The sequence below is a fragment of the Streptomyces sp. NPDC017095 genome, from assembly GCF_044332325.1.
GTDB lineage: Bacteria > Actinomycetota > Actinomycetes > Streptomycetales > Streptomycetaceae > Streptomyces.
Map to the genome: position 1 here is coordinate 74,312 of NZ_JBIROU010000009.1, position 15,013 is coordinate 89,324.

A 15,013-nucleotide genomic window follows, 5' to 3' on the forward strand; every position below is an offset into this window, starting at 1 on the left:
CGGCGCGCGGGGTCAGTCCTGCTTCCGGCCGAGAAGGAACGCCTGCGGCGTCGACTCCCCGTGCGCCTCCTCGGGCTCACGCACCGTGCAGGAGCGGACGTCGAAGCCGGCCTGGGTCAGCAACTCGGCCATCCGTCCGGGGCGGCGCCGGTGGAAGTCCAGTGACACGTCACGGTCCCAGGGCCGCTCCAGGCGCAGCGGCACGTCACCGACCTGGAACGCGAGCAGGAGCCGCCCGCCGGGCTCCAGCACACGGTGGAACTCGGCGAACAGTTCCGGGAGTTCCTCCGTGGGCGTGTGGACGGTGGAGTACCAGGACACGGCCCCGGCCAGGGACCCGTCGGCCAGGGACAGCGTGCGCATCGACCCCTGCTCGAACCGCAGCGCGGGGTACTCGCGGCGGGCGATGGCGACCATGGACGCGGACAGGTCGAGGCCGAAGACGGACAGGCCCAGCCCGGCGAGGTGGGCGGTGACCGCGCCGGGGCCGCAGCCGAGGTCGGCGACCCGGCCGTGCGGGCCGGTCTGTTCGGCGTACGCCGCGAGCAGGGCCCGCTCCAGGGGCCGGTGGGCGAGCGGGTCCGCGAAGTGGACGGCGTAGTCCTCGGCGACGGTGTCGTAGAAGGTCCGGGTGTCGGTCATGAGGAGGGACCGTAGCGGACCGCACCGGCGCTCGGCTTAGGCTGCCGGTGTTGGCCGACGCTGCACAGGGGGGTACAGGGCCGATGAGTCAGACGGCGGAGGTTTTCCAGCCGCTCCAGGCCGGCGATCCGCACGAGGTCGGGGGCTACCGGCTGGCCGCCCGGCTGGGCGCGGGCGGGATGGGCCGGGTCTATCTGGCCCACACCAAGGGCGGCCGTCCCGTCGCGCTGAAGGTCGTACGGCCGGAGCTGGCGGACGACCCGGACTTCCGGCGGCGGTTCCGGCGCGAGGTCCGGGCGGCGCGGCGGGTCCGGGGCGCCTACACCGCCGAGCTGATCGACGCCGACCCGGACGCTCCGTCGCCCTGGCTGGCCACGCTGTACGTGCCGGGGCCGTCCCTGACGGACGCGGTGGCCCGGCACGGCCCGCTGCCGGTACCGGCGGTGCTGCGGCTGATGGCGGGCGTGGCCGAGGCGTTGCAGGCGGTCCACGCCGAGGGGATCGTGCACCGGGACCTGAAGCCGTCGAACGTGCTGCTGGCCGCGGACGGACCGCGGGTGATCGACTTCGGTATCGCACTGGCCGCCGACGGCACCTCGTACACGGCGACCGGCGGCACCATCGGCACGCCCGCCTTCATGGCCCCGGAGCAGGCGTCCGGGGACGAGGTCACGGCGGCCACCGACGTGTTCGCGCTCGGGCAGACGGCCGCGTTCGCGGCGCTGGGCCGACCGCTGTACGGCGACGGCCCGGCCGTGAACGTGCTGTACCGGATCGTGCACTCCGCGCCCGACCTCGCGCTGCTGCCCGAGCCGCTGCGCCCGCTGCTCGCCCGGTGCCTGGCCGCCGACCCGGCCCGGCGGGCGACCCCGGCGGAGATCGTGGAGTGGTGCGGCCGGCGGCTGGACGCGGACACCGGCCCGGCCGGGTGGCGGGAGATCACCGGGCCCGAGGTCGTGGTCCCGGGGCCGGTGCCCGAACCCACCCGGGTGGTGCCGCGGCCGCTGGCCGGGCACCCGGGGCGGCCCACCGGGCAGCCCACGGCCCGGCGACGGCGGACGGCACTGCTGTCGGCCGCCGGTGTGGCGGGCGGCGTGCTGCTGGCGGTGCTGCTGGCCTGGACGGTGCTGGACGCACGCGGCGGACCCGGCGCGCGCGGCGCGGCCGGCGGGTCCACCGCGTCCGCGTCCGCCGGGAACCGCACGGACGCCAAGGGCTCCGCGGCCTCCTCCGGTGCCGGGGAATCCTCCCCGGGATCGGGCGGCGGCGCCGCGCCGGGCGTGGCCCGGTCTCCCTCGGCCGCGCCGTCGCGGCCGCGGACCGACGCTTATCCGGGGCTGTACCTGGACGCGAAGAAGCCGGTCAGCTTCGCGGACCCGGACGGCAAGCCGAAGAATGGCGAGGGCGACCTCCGCTTCGACTGCGCGACGATCGGCTGCGAACTGAAGAGCGACAGCAGCGTGTTCGTGCAGATCTTCGGCGGACACGGCACCACCCTGGACGAGTGCCGGCTGATCCTCCAGGACGCCACCAAGCACACCTGGACGCTGTCCGCCGCGGCGGCCGGGAGCGAGTTCTGCATCCGGCACCCGTCCGGGGACATCGCGCTGTTCGTCGTCCAGACCAAGTCCACCGCGGTGCCGGAAGCCGCCTTCCTGGAGGGGGACCTGACGATCTGGCGGCACGCGGCCTAGAACGGCGTCAGGGTCAGCCGGATGCCGGTGGGCGCGGTGTCCTGGATGTAGGAGGCGTAGTCGGCGACGTCGTCGAAGGCGAAGCCGTAGGCCCGGCCGTCCAGGGTCGCCGCGTGCACGGCCTTCGCGTAGTGGTTGGTGAGGCCGGTCCGGTAGAAGGCCGAGGCGTCGGTGACCGGCTGGGCGGGGTCGCTCAGCAGGGTGGAGCGGTTGAAACCGGCGCCCAGGACGGCGGCGACGGGGCCGGTGGTGCCGTCGTTCGGCGCGGCGAGGGCGCCGTCGCAGAAGAGGACGTCACGGGTGGACGGCCTGCCGAAGGAGACCTGGGCCGGACCGCCGAAGGCGAACCGGTCGGCGCGCACCCGGCCGGTGAAGGTGCCCGCGTTGGTGGTGACCGTGAGGTCCTTGCCGGTGTAGGCGCTCCACACCTGGTCGATGTAGGGGGCGAGGTAGTCCTTGGGGAACAGGCCCGCGTCCAGGCCGTGTCCGGGAGCGATCACCCGGAGGTCGTCCACGGCCAGCGGGGCGAACTCGGCGACCTGCCTGACCGCGTCGAACACCGCGGCCCGGCCGCCGTCGCGCAGGGTGCCCGTGGTCTGGTCCTTGGTCCCGGTCAGCCGGATGCTCATCGGCACGCTGAACATGTCGACCATGGTCGTGTTGCAGAACATGCCCGAGGCGTTGTGGGTGAACTCGGCGCAGTCGTGCAGCACGCGGTAGCTGGGGTCGGAGGTCACCCAGCCGGCGGGGTACTGGAGGGCCGCGTTGCCGTTGCCGTCGGTGACCGCCTTGAACTTCAGCTTCTCGCCGAGCGAGACGTAGATGCGGCCCGACATGTAGGGGAGCGTGAAGGTGGCCTCCCCGCTCGCGGGCAGGGAGAGGGCGTAGTCGGTGAAGCCGTCCGCGCCGTTGTCGGACAGGGCTATCGGGGCCAGGGTGCCGTCCGGGGTGACCCGGACCTGCTTCCCGTCCTGGTTGCCGACGATGTAGACGTGCACCGAGCCGTTGCCGAACGAGCCGCTGTTGTTGACGATCGTCAGCGGGAGCGCGCCCGCCGCGGCGGCCCCGGCGGCGGTGTCCCGCGTGCCGGCGAGGGCGCGCGGACCCAGGACCGCGACGGCGGGTGCGGCCACCGCCGCTCCGCCCAGGGCGGTGAGCAGCTTGCGGCGGGTGAGACTGCGCTGGTGACGGGGTGTCATGTGGGTGCCTTTTGTCTGTGGGGGGTGGCCTGATTCCGCCCGCGCGGCGAAGGGCGGACGAGGAGGCGCAGTCAACCTCGTGAGAGCGCTCTCTCGGCCGCGGGGGAGCCGCGGGGGACCCCGATAGTACGCACGGCCGGTGCTCCGGCCAACCGGTCCGCCGCGCCCTCAAATCGGCCTGAGCTGGGGTTACTTGGGGAAGCAGGGTCGAGAGTCAAGGCCGCTTAAGCAGCGGTTAAGCCTCGCTTAAGCGAGGTGGCTTGGTGGGCGGCGCCCGGCGGAATGGTCAATTCCGTCGATGTGGCCGCATGCGCGCACAACGGTCGCACAGGGCCGTGAAGGACCACACAGGGGCCGGATCCGGCCTGCCGACGGCTTTCCGTGCGCCCGGCGGGTCTCCGGACGACGGGCCCTACGCCACGCCCGCCAGCCGCAGCAGCGCCGTCGTCACCACCGCGCCCAGCACCACGACCGCGAACGAGGCCCGGCGCCAGGCCAGGACCGCGCCGGCCAGCACCCCGGCGGGCCGGGCCCAGCCCGCGAAACCGCCGGACTCGGTCAGCGCGCCCGTGGCCAGCAGTGCGGCCAGCAGCACCACCGCGCCCGCCGAGGCCAGCTCCTGCACCCGGGCCGGGACCGCGACCCGGCCGTGCAGCACCGGGCCGACCAGCCGGAAGGCGTACGTGCCGGCGGCCAGGGCGAGGATCACGACGACGGTGGCGTTCACGCGGCGGCTCCCGGCGCGGCCGGACGGCGATGGAGGGCCAGGCCCGCGAGGGCGCACAGGACCGGCACCCCGGCCGGGACGACGGGCGTGAGTGCCAGGGCGAGCGCGGCACCGGGCAGGGCGCACCGCCGCAGCGCCGGTTCCGCGCGCAGGGCCGGCAGGACCAGGGCGGCCAGGACGGCGGGGAACGCGGTGTCCAGGCCGTAGCGGGCGGTGTCGCCGAGCGCGCCGCCGGCCAGCGCCCCGGCCAGCACGCCGAGGTTCCACACGGCGAACAGGCCGAGCCCGGATATCCAGAACGCCCGTCGCCGCCGCACCGGGTCCGGCTGGGCCAGTGCGAAGGCCGCCGTCTCGTCCGTGACCAGGTGGGCGCCGAGGAAGCGGCGCGCCCGGCCGGGACCGAGGCTTTCGGCCACCGCCAGACTGAAGGCCGCCGTCCGGGTGTTGAGCAGCAGGCCCGTGGCCACGGCGGCCGCCGGACCACCGCCGGCGAGCAGCACGCCCACCGCGCTGAACTGGGCCGACGCCGCGTACACCAGCAGGGACATCACCACCGGCACCCACACCGGCAGCCCGCCGGCGACCGCCACCGCGCCGAAGGACACGCCGACGACACCGCTGGCCGCCCAGACGAGGGAGCTGTCCCGCAGGAGCGAGGTGCTCGTGCCCGCCGCCGTTGTTCGCTGTACCGAACGCATGTTTTCTAGAATGGACAGTGAACGCACTGTTCGTCAAACCGTACGATCGTACCGATGGAGCGAACGACATGTCCGAGGCCACCCCCGCCCGGCTCCCCCTGGAATGGATCGCCGCCGCCCTGAAGCGGGAGCGCGGCCGTGCCGGGCTGTCCCTGTCCGAGCTGGCCAAACGCGCCGGGATCGCCAAGTCCACGCTGTCCCAGCTGGAGGCCGCGAGCGGGAACCCGAGCATGGAGACCATCTGGGCGCTCGCGGTCGCGCTCGGCGTGCCGTTCAGCGCGCTGGTGGAGCCGCCCGTGCCGAGCGTGCGGGTGGTCCGGGCCGGCGAGGGGCCCGTGGTCGGCTCGGAGCGGTCCAGCTATGTGGCCACGCTGCTCTCGGCGAGCCCGCCGGGAGCCCGCCGGGACATTTATTACGTATGGCTGGAACCGGGCACCGTCCGGGATTCGGAGCCGCATATTCCCGGCACGGTGGAGCACCTCGTCGTCACCGAGGGCACGGTGAAAGCCGGGCCGCGCGGCGAGAGCGCCGAACTCGGACCCGGCGACTACATGACGTACCGGGGAGACGTGCCGCACTCCTACGAGGCGCTCGCGGCCGGGACGAAGTTCGTGCTGGTCATGCAGCACGTCTGAGGCAGTGCGTGAACGGTGAATGAACGGGAAAAGGCAGGAGCCCCGTCGCCTGCCGGCGCGGGGCTCCTTGGGTACTGCACTCAGGTTCTGCGATCAGGCGGTGATCAGGCGGGGGTGACGTTCTCCGCCTGCGGGCCCTTCGGGCCCTGCGTGACGTCGAAGGTCACCGCCTGGTTCTCCTCCAGGGAGCGGAAGCCGCTGGCGTTGATCGCGGAGTAGTGAACGAAGACGTCGGGGCCGCCGCCCTCCTGGGCGATGAAGCCAAAGCCCTTTTCGGCGTTGAACCACTTAACGGTTCCGGTAGCCATAAGCCCTCCTTGGGCTCAAAAGGGTTGCCCTGCTCCAGAACCTGCAAGTGCGAAACGGTGCTGCACGACTGCATACTTCTGAAAACGACGAGAGCCTGCGGTTACATGCTCCGCAGGCTCTGTACTGCAAGGGAAACCAAACTGCAACTTGCGAGCAAGCCTAGCATCCGGACCGCCGAATGCAAGAGAGGTCAAGATCACTTCACTCGGATGTTTGAAGGACCGTTAGGTCGTTCGGAGGGCGGACCGCCCCCGGCGCCGCACGGCCCCGGGGCTAGTCTCGCGATGTGGACAATTCCCGCACCCGGCCGCGCGTCGGCCACATCCAGTTCCTGAACTGCCTGCCCCTGTACTGGGGGCTCGCCAGAACCGGCACGCTCCTCGACTTCGAGCTGACCAAGGACACCCCGGAGAAGCTCAGCGAGCAGCTCGTGCACGGCGACCTCGACATCGGCCCGGTCACCCTGGTCGAGTTCCTGCGCAACGCCGACGACCTGGTCGCCTTCCCGGACATCGCCGTCGGCTGCGACGGCCCCGTGATGTCCTGCGTGATCGTCTCCCAGGTGCCCCTGGACCTGCTGGACGGCGCCCGGGTCGCCCTCGGCTCCACCTCCCGCACCTCGGTCCGGCTTGCCCAGCTGCTGCTGGCCGAGCGCTACGGCGTACGGCCCGACTACTACACCTGCCCGCCCGACCTCGGCCTGATGATGCGGGAGGCCGAGGCCGCCGTCCTCATCGGCGACGCCGCGCTGCGCGCCAATCTCCTCGACGGCCCGCGCTACGGCCTGCACGTGCACGACCTCGGCGCGCTCTGGAAGGAGTGGACCGGCCTGCCGTTCGTCTTCGCGGTCTGGGCGGCCCGCCGGGAGTACGCCGAGCGCGAGCCCGTCCTCACCCGCCAGGTCCACGAGGCGTTCCTCGCCTCCCGCGACCTCTCCCTGGAGGAGGTCGGCAAGGTCGCCGAACAGGCCGCCCGCTGGGAGGCGTTCGACGAGGCCACCCTCGCCCGCTACTTCACCACCCTCGACTTCAGCTTCGGCGGCCCGCAGCTGGCGGCCGTCGCCGAGTTCGCCCGCCGCGTCGGCCCGACGACCGGCTTCCCGGCGGACGTACGGGTGGAGCTGCTGACGCCCCGCCCGGAGGAGGCGGCGCGCACGGTTTCCGGGCACACCGGGTAGGAATCCCGCGGACGCCGGTGCGCGGGGGAGGGGGCCGGAGATGGCGGGCACGGGAGCGGTGGTGGCCGTCGCCGCGGTGTGGGGCGCGCTCGCGGGCACGCTGCTGCCCCGCGCCGCCTACCGCTTCGGCGTCCCCTCCGGCGAACCCTGGCGCGACCGCTGCCCCGCCGGACGCCACGCGGTGCGGGGCTGGCTGGGGCCGGGGGGGTGCGGGGAGTGCGGGCGCGAACGGGGGCGCGCGGCGGGCGAAGGGCGCGTGAAGGGTCTGGGGCGTGCTGCGGCCGGGGAGCGCGTGAAGGGCTTGGGGCGCGCGGCGGCCGGGCGGTGCGTGGAGGGTCCGGGGCGCGCGGAGTCCGGGCCGGGCGCCGGGGCCGGGGGGCGTGCGCCCTCAACCGTGCTCCTCGCCGCCGTCGCCGGTGCCGTCTGCGCCGCCCTCGCCGCCGCCACCGGTACCCGGCCCGAGCTGGCGGTCTGGCTGCTGCTCGCGCCCGCCGGCGTGCTCCTCGCCGCCGTGGACGTGCGGGTGCGGCGGCTGCCCGACCCGCTGACCCTCCCGCTCGCGCCCGCCGCCCTCGCCCTGCTCGGCCTCGCCGCCCTGCTCCCCGGCCACGCCGGCCACTGGCCCACCGCGCTCTACGGCGCCCTCGCCCTCGGGGCCGGCTACTACGCGCTGTACCGCCTCAACCCGGGCGGCATGGGCTTCGGCGACGTGAAACTGGCCGTCGGCGCGGGCGCCGTACTCGGCTGGTACGGCTGGTCCGCCGTGCTGTTCGGCACCTTCGCCGCGTTCCTGTCCGGCGCCCTCTACGGCGGCGTCCTCGTCCTCGCCCGGCGGGCCGGCCGCAAGACGGCCGTGCCCTTCGGCCCGTTCCTGCTGGCCGGCACCCTCGCCGGGCTGCTGACCGGCGCGTACGCGGCCTGAGAGCGGCCCGCCGGAGGGGCTGGCGTAGGCTGGCGCTGTCCGCCCACCCGTCTTTTGCCCCCTCATATCGGGCGCTTCGCGCACAGCACTACGCCCATCAACCCTTACGAACTCTGCGAAAGGGACGCCGGTGACCGAGAAGGCCGACCTTCAGTCCGTCCTCGACCGAGCCGCCGCCGGTGGGCGGATCACCCCCGAAGAGGCGCTCGACCTCTACCGTGACGCGCCCCTGCACGCCCTGGGCGCCGCCGCCGACGCCGTACGCCGCCGCCTGTACGCGGGCACCGAGCACATCGCCACGTACATCATCGAGCGGAACATCAACTACACGAACGTGTGCGTCACGGCGTGCAAGTTCTGCGCCTTCTACGCGGCCCCCAAGGACACGGAGAAGGGCTGGACCCGCGACCTCGACGACATCCTGCGCCGCTGCGCGGAGACCGTCGAACTGGGCGGCACCCAGATCATGTTCCAGGGCGGCCACCACCCGGACTACGGCGTCGAGTACTACGAGAAGCACTTCCGCGCCATCAAGGAAGCCTTCCCGCAGCTCGTGATCCACTCCCTCGGCGCGTCCGAGATCGAGCACATGGCCCGGATCAGCGGCGTCTCCGTCGAGGAGGCCATCACCCGCATCCACGAGGCCGGTCTCGACTCCTTCGCCGGCGCCGGCGCGGAACTCCTCCCCGAGCGCCCCCGCAAGGCCATCGCGCCCCTCAAGGAGAGCGGCGAACGCTGGCTGGAGATCATGGAGACCGCCCACCGGCTGGGCGTGGAGTCCACCTCCACCATGCTGATGGGCACCGGCGAGACCAACGCCGAGCGGATCGAGCACCTGCGGATGATCCGGGACGTACAGGACCGCACCGGCGGCTTCCGGGCGTTCATCCCGTACACCTACCAGCCGGAGAACAACCACCTGAAGGGCCGCACGCAGGCGACCCTCTTCGAGTACCTGCGGATGATCGCGATCGCCCGCCTCTTCCTGGACAACGTCCGGCACATCCAGGGCTCCTGGCTCACCACCGGCAAGGAGGTCGGCCAGCTGTCCCTGCACTACGGCGCGGACGACCTCGGCTCCATCATGCTGGAGGAGAACGTGGTCTCCTCGGCCGGCGCCCGGCACCGCTCCAACCGCCTGGAGATCATCGACCTGATCCGCACGGCGGGCCGCGTCCCGGCGCAGCGCGCGACGACGTACGAGCACCTCGTCGTCCACGACGACCCCGCGAACGACCCGGCCGACGACCGCGTGGTCTCCCACATCTCCTCCACGGCCATCGAGGGCGGCACCGCCCACCCCGAGCTGAAGCTGCTCGCGGCCAACTGACGCCGTCGTGCTCACCCTCCACGCGGACTCCAGGGGCCACGCCCACCTCGTCGACGGCGAGTGGATCCGGGCCGTCGGGCCCCTGGAGGAGCTGGCCGCCGCGCACCCGCGGGCCCGCGTGCGCACCTGGCCCGGCATCCTCACGCCCGGTTTCGTCAACCTCTACGGCAACGAGCTGCTGGAGCAGACGTACCACCCCGACCCGCGCGAGGCCGACACCCTCGGCACCGAGCCGCTGACCGGCGACGCGCTCGCCATGCTCGCCATGAACGACGCCCGCTGGGCCGCGAGCGCCCGGCGCGGCCTCCAGCGCATGCTGGCCCACGGCACGGTCGCCGTGGCCTGCGAGCCGCTGCGCGTCCGCGCGGTGCAGGACGCGCTGCGGCGCACCGGGATGGGCGTCGTGGGCCGCCTGGGCCGCCCCGACGACACCCCGTCCCTCGACCCCTTCGGCTCCGCCCGCCCGCCCCAGCAGGCCACGGAGCGCCGGCCGCACTCCGCCGCCCGGTTCGCCGTCTTCGACGTCCGCGACGAGGCGGAACTCCTCGAACGGGGAGCGGCCACCTGCGTGGCCACGGTGGTGGCGGGCCGCCTGGTGTTCCGCCGCCGCTGACGGACCGCCCCGCGGCGGGCGGTGCCCGTCCGCAAGCCCCGGCGCCCCGCCCGGGGCCGGGCTGCAACAATGGGCGGGTGACCCGCGCCTCCCTGAACAAGCAGCCGCACGAAGTCGCCTCGATGTTCGACGACGTGGCGGAACGGTACGACCTCACCAACGACGTGCTGTCCCTCGGCCAGGACCGGCGCTGGCGCAAGGAGGTGGCGAAGGCGGTCGACGCGCGCCCCGCGCAGAAGGTCCTGGACCTCGCCGCCGGCACCGCCACGTCCTCGCTGCCCTTCGCGCGGACGGGCGCGTACGTCGTCCCCTGCGACTTCTCCCTCGGCATGCTCCGGGCCGGCAAGAAGCGGCACACCTGGCTGCCGTTCACCGCGGGCGACGCGACCCGGCTGCCCTTCAAGGACGACACCTTCGACGCGGTGACGATCTCCTTCGGGCTGCGCAACGTACAGGACACGGACGCGGCCCTGCGCGAGATGCACCGGGTCACCCGGCCCGGCGGACGCGTGGTGATCTGCGAGTTCTCCCACCCGACCTGGGCGCCGTTCCGCACCGTCTACACCGAGTACCTGATGCGGGCGCTGCCGCCGGCCGCCCGCGCGGTGTCCTCCAACCCGGACGCGTACGTCTACCTCGCCGAGTCCATCCGGGCCTGGCCCGACCAGCCCGCCCTGGCCGAACGGCTGCGCGGGACCGGCTGGTCGAAGGTGGCCTGGCGCAACCTCACCGGCGGTGTGGTCGCGCTGCACCGCGGCTTCAAGGAGAGCTGACGGCGGCCGTCCCCCGCCGCGCCGGGCCGCGCAGAGCACGGGGTGGCCCTTCGGCGGGGTGACCGGGGCCGCTGCATAGACTGCCCGTGTCCAGTGCCGGTCGGCACAACAGACTTCGACCTTGGGGAGATCCCGCCGTGACCGTCGTGACCGAGCCGCTCTCCGAGAACAGCGCCGACGTGATCGTCGTGGGCGCGGGGCCGGCCGGCTCCACGACCGCGTACCACCTCGCCAAGGCCGGGCTCGACGTCCTGCTGCTGGAGAAGACCGAGTTCCCGCGCGAGAAGGTCTGCGGCGACGGCCTCACCCCGCGCGCGGTCAAGCAGCTCGTCGCCATGGGGATCGACATCTCCGAGGAGGCCGGCTGGCTGCGCAACAAGGGCCTGCGCATCATCGGCGGCGGCGTCCGCCTCCAGCTCGACTGGCCCGACCTCGCCTCCTTCCCGGACTACGGCCTGGTCCGCAAGCGCGACGACTTCGACGAACAGCTCGCCCGAGCCGCCCAGAAGGCCGGCGCCCGGCTGTACGAGCGCTGCAACGTCGGCGGCCCGGTCGTGGACGACCGCACCGGACGCATCACCGGCGTGACCGCCCGGCTGGGCGAGGACAAGCGTGAGGTCACCTTCCGCGCGCCGCTCGTCGTCGCCGCCGACGGCAACTCCACCCGGCTGTCCCTCGCCATGGGCCTGCACCGCCGCGAGGACCGCCCGATGGGCGTCGCCGTCCGGACGTACTTCGAAAGCCCCCGCCACGACGACGACTACCTGGAGTCCTGGCTGGAGCTGTGGGACCGCCGCGGCCCCCAGGACCGCCTGCTGCCCGGCTACGGCTGGATCTTCGGCATGGGCGACGGCACCTCGAACGTGGGCCTCGGCGTGCTGAACACCTCCGCCGCCTTCAAGGAGCTGGACTGGCGCGAGGTCCTCAAGGCGTGGTGCGCCTCCATGCCCGAGGACTGGGGCTACACCCCGGAGAACATGACCGGCCCCATCCGCGGCGCCGCCCTGCCGATGGCCTTCAACCGCCAGCCGCACTACACGCGCGGGCTGCTGCTCGTCGGCGACGCCGGCGGCCTGGTGAACCCCTTCAACGGCGAGGGCATCGCCTACGCCATGGAGTCCGGCCAGATCGCCGCCGACGTCATCGTGCAGGCCCACGCCCGCGCGACGCCCGCCCAGCGCGAGACCGCCCTCCAGCGCTACCCGCGCGTCCTGAAGGACACCTACGGCGGCTACTACACCCTCGGCCGCGCCTTCGTGAAGCTCATCGGCAACCCGAAGGTCATGCAGATCGCCGCCCAGCGGGGTCTGACCCACCCGGTGCTGATGAAGTTCACCCTCAAGCTGCTGGCGAACCTCACCGACCCCACGGGCGGCGACGCGATGGACCGCATCATCAACGGCCTGACCAAGGTGGCCCCGAAGGCCTGACCGGACCCCGGCGGGCCACGAGGCCCCGGCGCGCCACGAGGCCCGCGCGGCTAGGGCCTCTCGGTGCCGAACGCGGCCTCCTTGGCGGCCCGGCGGGCGTACACCTCGTCCCGCCGGTCCGTCATCTGCCGCAGCGCGTCCTTCCGTTCCCGCGTGGAGAGCCGGTCCAGGTAGAGGTGGCCGGCGGTGTGGTCGCTCTCGTGGGCCAGGCACCGCGCGAAGTACCCGGTGCCCTCGACCACGACCGCCCGGCCGTCCTTGTCCTGCCCGCGCACGACGGCCCGGTCCGGCCGCGGCACGGTCACGACGGCACCGGGCACCGACAGGCAGCCCTCGCCCTCCTCCAGCAGCCGTCGCTCACCCGTGGGCGTTTCGAGCACCGGATTGACGATGTGTCCGACATGCCGGACTCCGTCGTCGTCGGGGCAGTCGTACACGAACAGCCGCAGATCCAGCCCGACCTGATTCGCCGCCAGCCCGGCACCGTCGGCGACGTACATGGTGCGGAACATGTCGTCGATGAGCGCGGCGAGGCCGGGACCGAACTCCGTGACGTCCCGGCACGGCCTGCGCAGCACCTCCTCACCGACCTCGGTGATACGGCGCACCGTGCCCCGCCCGGCCTCGGGGGCGTAGCGCGGGTAGTAGCCGACGGGACTTCCCTGTACGAACACGCGTGGCATCGCGTGGACTCCTTCGCTCGTGCGCGGACCGCCGGACGGCGGCCCGGCCCGAGCATGCCAGGGACGACGAAGGGCCGCTGCCCCCGAGCGGCTGCGGCCCTGCGTGCGTGAGAGGTGCGGCGTACGTCCTAGAGCACCCGCACGGCCCCGGTGGGCGGGTCGTAGGACAGGGGACGCTCCACGACGCCGGTGGAGGGGTTCTGCGCGCCCACGAACATACCGTCGCCGACGTACACCGCCACGTGGTACGCGCTGCCCGCGCCGCCCCAGTACAGGATGTCGCCCGGCTGGAGGTTGCTCAGCGAGACCTGGGTGCCGGCCGTCGACTGGTCCTGGGAGACGCGCGGCAGGCTGACGCCGACCTGCTTGAAGGCCGTCTGCACCAGGCCGGAGCAGTCGTAGGCGGAGGGGCCGGTGGCGCCGGAGACGTACGCCTTGCCGACCTGCGCCTTGACGAAGCTGACGATCGCCGCGGCCGAACCGGTGGCCGGGGGCGTGCTGGTGCCGGTGTCCGAGCCGGCGTCCGTGCCGGTGCCGGTGCCGGTCCCGGAACCGGTGCCGCCGGGGAGGGTGGCGGTGTCCGCCGTGGTGGCCAGGGTGGTGCGCGCCGCGGTGCGCGCGGCACGGGCGGCGGCCTTCTTGCGGGCGTCCTCCTCGGCCTTCTTCTTGGCCTCCGCGGCCTTCTTCCTGGCCTCGGCGAGGTCCGCCTTCGCCTGCTTCGCGGCCTTCGCGGCGGCCGCGTCACGCTCGGCCTGCAGCTGGTAGTGCGCGGCGGCCTGCTCGGTGGCGTCGGCCGTCTGGGCCGCCTGGGTCGCCAGGTCGGCCGTCAGGGTGGGCAGTTCGAGGGTCTGCGTCACCGGCTCGGCCGCGTTCGCCGAGCCGGACGCCCCGGCGACTGCCAGGGTGCCGAGGACGCCACCGGCAACTCCGGCCCGCACGGCGAGGGACGACGCGTTGCGGCGGGGCTTCCGGTGGCTGCGTATGTGAGCGGTGTGGGACATGGGAACAACCGGTACCAGGGACTCCTTCATATCTTCAAGAAACGTGTGCTGCGCCACAGTTGCTCAATCGAGACACGGAAACCCGGGCGTGTCGCCCTTTATTGACGCCGTAACGGACATTGTGGACGGTCGTGATCAAGCCCTTGATCACGGTCTTTGATCATTACGTCCGAATTGCCCCGCGCCTACCACTGGTGGGGATCGTTGGCCAAGCCCGGTTCTCATGCCGCTCTCATCGATGTGGCGGAGGTCACGGAACGATCACCGACGGGCGGGCGTCCCGCGCGGGCGCGGCCGGCACCCCCGGGACCGCCGGGCTGGTGAACACGCGCACACGCTCCGGACTCGCGTCCACATCCGGCCCGCGGCTCCCCCTGATGTGTGAACGCGCTCCTTTAACATCCGGCCGCGTCCAGCACCAATTTGCATGCAGCCGCACTCTCTTGATATTGAGACGACCGCTCTGGCCTGGGGTGACGTGGGGGAATGTCACTTCTCGTGATCAACTGAACGCTTCCGGTGTGAAGATCACCCATCATCCGACTTCATGATCCTTCGTCAGGTGGTGGAGATCACAAAGCTGGTGTAATACCCCGTGTCGCAGATCACAGAGCGGCGGGCATAAGATGCGAGGCAGTTGGGCTTGTGACCTGCTTCACATGTTCGCGATCTTCGCCCGGGACGAGCGGGGTCCGTGGACCGGTGAGGCCGCCGTGAGCCCAGTGCAACCTCCCCCAAGGTCTCGGCTCCGCTCGACCAGGGGGGACCCCAAGCAGTCAGTGCCGACTGAGAGGAGCGAGGAGCGGTGAACGCGTATGCGCCCATCCTCGTACTGGGAGCCCTCGGGGCAGGCTTTGCGATCTTCTCCGTGGTCATGGCCACGCTGATCGGTCCGAAGCGGTACAACCGCGCCAAGCTGGAAGCCTACGAGTGCGGCATCGAGCCGACCCCCACGCCGGCCGGCGGCGGGCGCTTCCCCATCAAGTACTACCTGACGGCGATGCTCTTCATCGTCTTCGACATCGAGATCGTCTTCCTCTACCCCTGGGCCGTCACCTTCGACTCCCTGGGGATCTTCGGGCTCGTGGAGATGCTGCTCTTCGTGCTCACCGTCTTCGTCGCGTACGCGTACGTATGGCGGCGCGGCGGCCTGGAATGGGACTGAGGGGCCTTTAACGAC

General features: G+C 72.7%; 16 protein-coding genes. 9 read left to right on the forward strand and 7 right to left on the reverse strand.

The window, feature by feature from the left end; all coding sequences use genetic code 11:
* Positions 1–12: 12 nt before the first annotated feature.
* Positions 13–642: a class I SAM-dependent methyltransferase gene (locus ACH4OA_RS19250; RefSeq protein WP_397969895.1), complete on the reverse strand. Its 630-nt coding sequence runs from the start codon at positions 640–642 to the stop codon at positions 13–15.
* Between the two features lie 83 nt (positions 643–725).
* Between ACH4OA_RS19250 and ACH4OA_RS19255 the strand changes: the two genes are divergently transcribed.
* Positions 726–2,336, forward strand: a complete 1,611-nt coding sequence (locus tag ACH4OA_RS19255) for a serine/threonine-protein kinase (RefSeq protein ID WP_397969897.1) — start codon at positions 726–728, stop codon at positions 2,334–2,336.
* Here ACH4OA_RS19255 and ACH4OA_RS19260 read toward each other — a convergent pair.
* The 3 genes from ACH4OA_RS19260 to ACH4OA_RS19270 form a co-directional block, all read right to left on the reverse strand.
* Positions 2,333–3,535: a glycoside hydrolase family 64 protein gene (locus ACH4OA_RS19260; RefSeq protein ID WP_397969899.1), complete on the reverse strand. Its 1,203-nt coding sequence runs from the start codon at positions 3,533–3,535 to the stop codon at positions 2,333–2,335. The genes ACH4OA_RS19255 and ACH4OA_RS19260 overlap by 4 nt on opposite strands.
* 412 nt (positions 3,536–3,947) lie before the next feature.
* The gene (locus tag ACH4OA_RS19265) at positions 3,948–4,262 is read right to left on the reverse strand and encodes an AzlD domain-containing protein (protein ID WP_397969901.1); all 315 of its coding nucleotides are present in this window, start codon (positions 4,260–4,262) and stop codon (positions 3,948–3,950) included.
* The gene (locus ACH4OA_RS19270) at positions 4,259–4,960 is read right to left on the reverse strand and encodes an AzlC family ABC transporter permease (RefSeq protein WP_397969902.1); all 702 of its coding nucleotides are present in this window, start codon (positions 4,958–4,960) and stop codon (positions 4,259–4,261) included. Before ACH4OA_RS19270 ends, ACH4OA_RS19265 begins: the two co-directional genes overlap by 4 nt.
* 68 nt (positions 4,961–5,028) lie before the next feature.
* Between ACH4OA_RS19270 and ACH4OA_RS19275 the strand changes: the two genes are divergently transcribed.
* The gene (locus tag ACH4OA_RS19275; RefSeq protein ID WP_397938424.1) at positions 5,029–5,595 is read left to right on the forward strand and encodes a helix-turn-helix domain-containing protein; all 567 of its coding nucleotides are present in this window, start codon (positions 5,029–5,031) and stop codon (positions 5,593–5,595) included.
* 104 nt (positions 5,596–5,699) lie between these two features.
* Here the strand turns inward: ACH4OA_RS19275 and ACH4OA_RS19280 are convergent, their stop codons facing one another.
* Positions 5,700–5,903, reverse strand: a complete 204-nt coding sequence (locus tag ACH4OA_RS19280) for a cold-shock protein (RefSeq protein WP_016645643.1) — start codon at positions 5,901–5,903, stop codon at positions 5,700–5,702.
* Positions 5,904–6,190: 287 nt separating this feature from the next.
* Here ACH4OA_RS19280 and ACH4OA_RS19285 point away from each other — a divergent pair, with 287 nt between their 5' ends.
* The 6 genes from ACH4OA_RS19285 (at position 6,191) to ACH4OA_RS19310 (ending at position 12,149) form a co-directional block, all read left to right on the forward strand.
* Positions 6,191–7,081, forward strand: a complete 891-nt coding sequence (locus tag ACH4OA_RS19285; RefSeq protein ID WP_397969903.1) for a menaquinone biosynthetic enzyme MqnA/MqnD family protein — start codon at positions 6,191–6,193, stop codon at positions 7,079–7,081.
* A 40-nt stretch (positions 7,082–7,121) separates the two neighbouring features.
* Positions 7,122–8,003 (forward strand): prepilin peptidase, encoded by an 882-nt coding sequence (locus tag ACH4OA_RS19290; RefSeq protein WP_397969905.1) that lies wholly within the window; start codon positions 7,122–7,124, stop codon positions 8,001–8,003.
* Between the two features lie 130 nt (positions 8,004–8,133).
* Positions 8,134–9,333 (forward strand): cyclic dehypoxanthinyl futalosine synthase, encoded by a 1,200-nt coding sequence (gene mqnC / locus ACH4OA_RS19295; protein WP_397938417.1) that lies wholly within the window; start codon positions 8,134–8,136, stop codon positions 9,331–9,333.
* 7 nt (positions 9,334–9,340) lie between these two features.
* Entirely contained in the window at positions 9,341–9,946 is a 606-nt protein-coding gene (locus tag ACH4OA_RS19300; protein ID WP_397938415.1) for an imidazolonepropionase-like domain-containing protein, read from the forward strand.
* 77 nt (positions 9,947–10,023) lie between these two features.
* Positions 10,024–10,719 (forward strand): demethylmenaquinone methyltransferase, encoded by a 696-nt coding sequence (locus ACH4OA_RS19305; RefSeq protein WP_365873934.1) that lies wholly within the window; start codon positions 10,024–10,026, stop codon positions 10,717–10,719.
* A 137-nt stretch (positions 10,720–10,856) separates the two neighbouring features.
* The gene (locus ACH4OA_RS19310) at positions 10,857–12,149 is read left to right on the forward strand and encodes a geranylgeranyl reductase family protein (protein ID WP_365873932.1); all 1,293 of its coding nucleotides are present in this window, start codon (positions 10,857–10,859) and stop codon (positions 12,147–12,149) included.
* 50 nt (positions 12,150–12,199) lie between these two features.
* On the opposite strand, the gene def is transcribed toward ACH4OA_RS19310, so the two are convergent.
* Positions 12,200–12,832: a peptide deformylase gene (def, locus tag ACH4OA_RS19315; RefSeq protein WP_397969907.1), complete on the reverse strand. Its 633-nt coding sequence runs from the start codon at positions 12,830–12,832 to the stop codon at positions 12,200–12,202.
* 128 nt (positions 12,833–12,960) lie between these two features.
* Positions 12,961–13,833: a C40 family peptidase gene (locus ACH4OA_RS19320; RefSeq protein ID WP_397938409.1), complete on the reverse strand. Its 873-nt coding sequence runs from the start codon at positions 13,831–13,833 to the stop codon at positions 12,961–12,963.
* A gap of 805 nt (positions 13,834–14,638) precedes the next feature.
* Here ACH4OA_RS19320 and ACH4OA_RS19325 point away from each other — a divergent pair.
* Complete coding sequence (locus tag ACH4OA_RS19325) at positions 14,639–14,998, forward strand: NADH-quinone oxidoreductase subunit A (protein WP_030379754.1); 360 nt, start codon at positions 14,639–14,641, stop codon at positions 14,996–14,998.
* The last annotated feature ends 15 nt before the right edge of the window (positions 14,999–15,013 follow it).

Bases quoted from the DNA above. Each gene is read 5' to 3' on its own strand.
- ACH4OA_RS19250 (WP_397969895.1), bottom strand. From the start codon at position 642: ATGACCGACACCCGGACCTTCTACGACACCGTCGCCGAGGACTACGCC.
- ACH4OA_RS19255 (WP_397969897.1), top strand. From the start codon at position 726: ATGAGTCAGACGGCGGAGGTTTTCCAGCCGCTCCAGGCCGGCGATCCG.
- ACH4OA_RS19260 (WP_397969899.1), bottom strand. From the start codon at position 3,535: ATGACACCCCGTCACCAGCGCAGTCTCACCCGCCGCAAGCTGCTCACC.
- ACH4OA_RS19270 (WP_397969902.1), bottom strand. From the start codon at position 4,960: ATGCGTTCGGTACAGCGAACAACGGCGGCGGGCACGAGCACCTCGCTC.
- ACH4OA_RS19275 (WP_397938424.1), top strand. From the start codon at position 5,029: ATGTCCGAGGCCACCCCCGCCCGGCTCCCCCTGGAATGGATCGCCGCC.
- ACH4OA_RS19280 (WP_016645643.1), bottom strand. From the start codon at position 5,903: ATGGCTACCGGAACCGTTAAGTGGTTCAACGCCGAAAAGGGCTTTGGC.
- ACH4OA_RS19290 (WP_397969905.1), top strand. From the start codon at position 7,122: ATGGCGGGCACGGGAGCGGTGGTGGCCGTCGCCGCGGTGTGGGGCGCG.
- def (WP_397969907.1), bottom strand. From the start codon at position 12,832: ATGCCACGCGTGTTCGTACAGGGAAGTCCCGTCGGCTACTACCCGCGC.
- ACH4OA_RS19320 (WP_397938409.1), bottom strand. From the start codon at position 13,833: ATGTCCCACACCGCTCACATACGCAGCCACCGGAAGCCCCGCCGCAAC.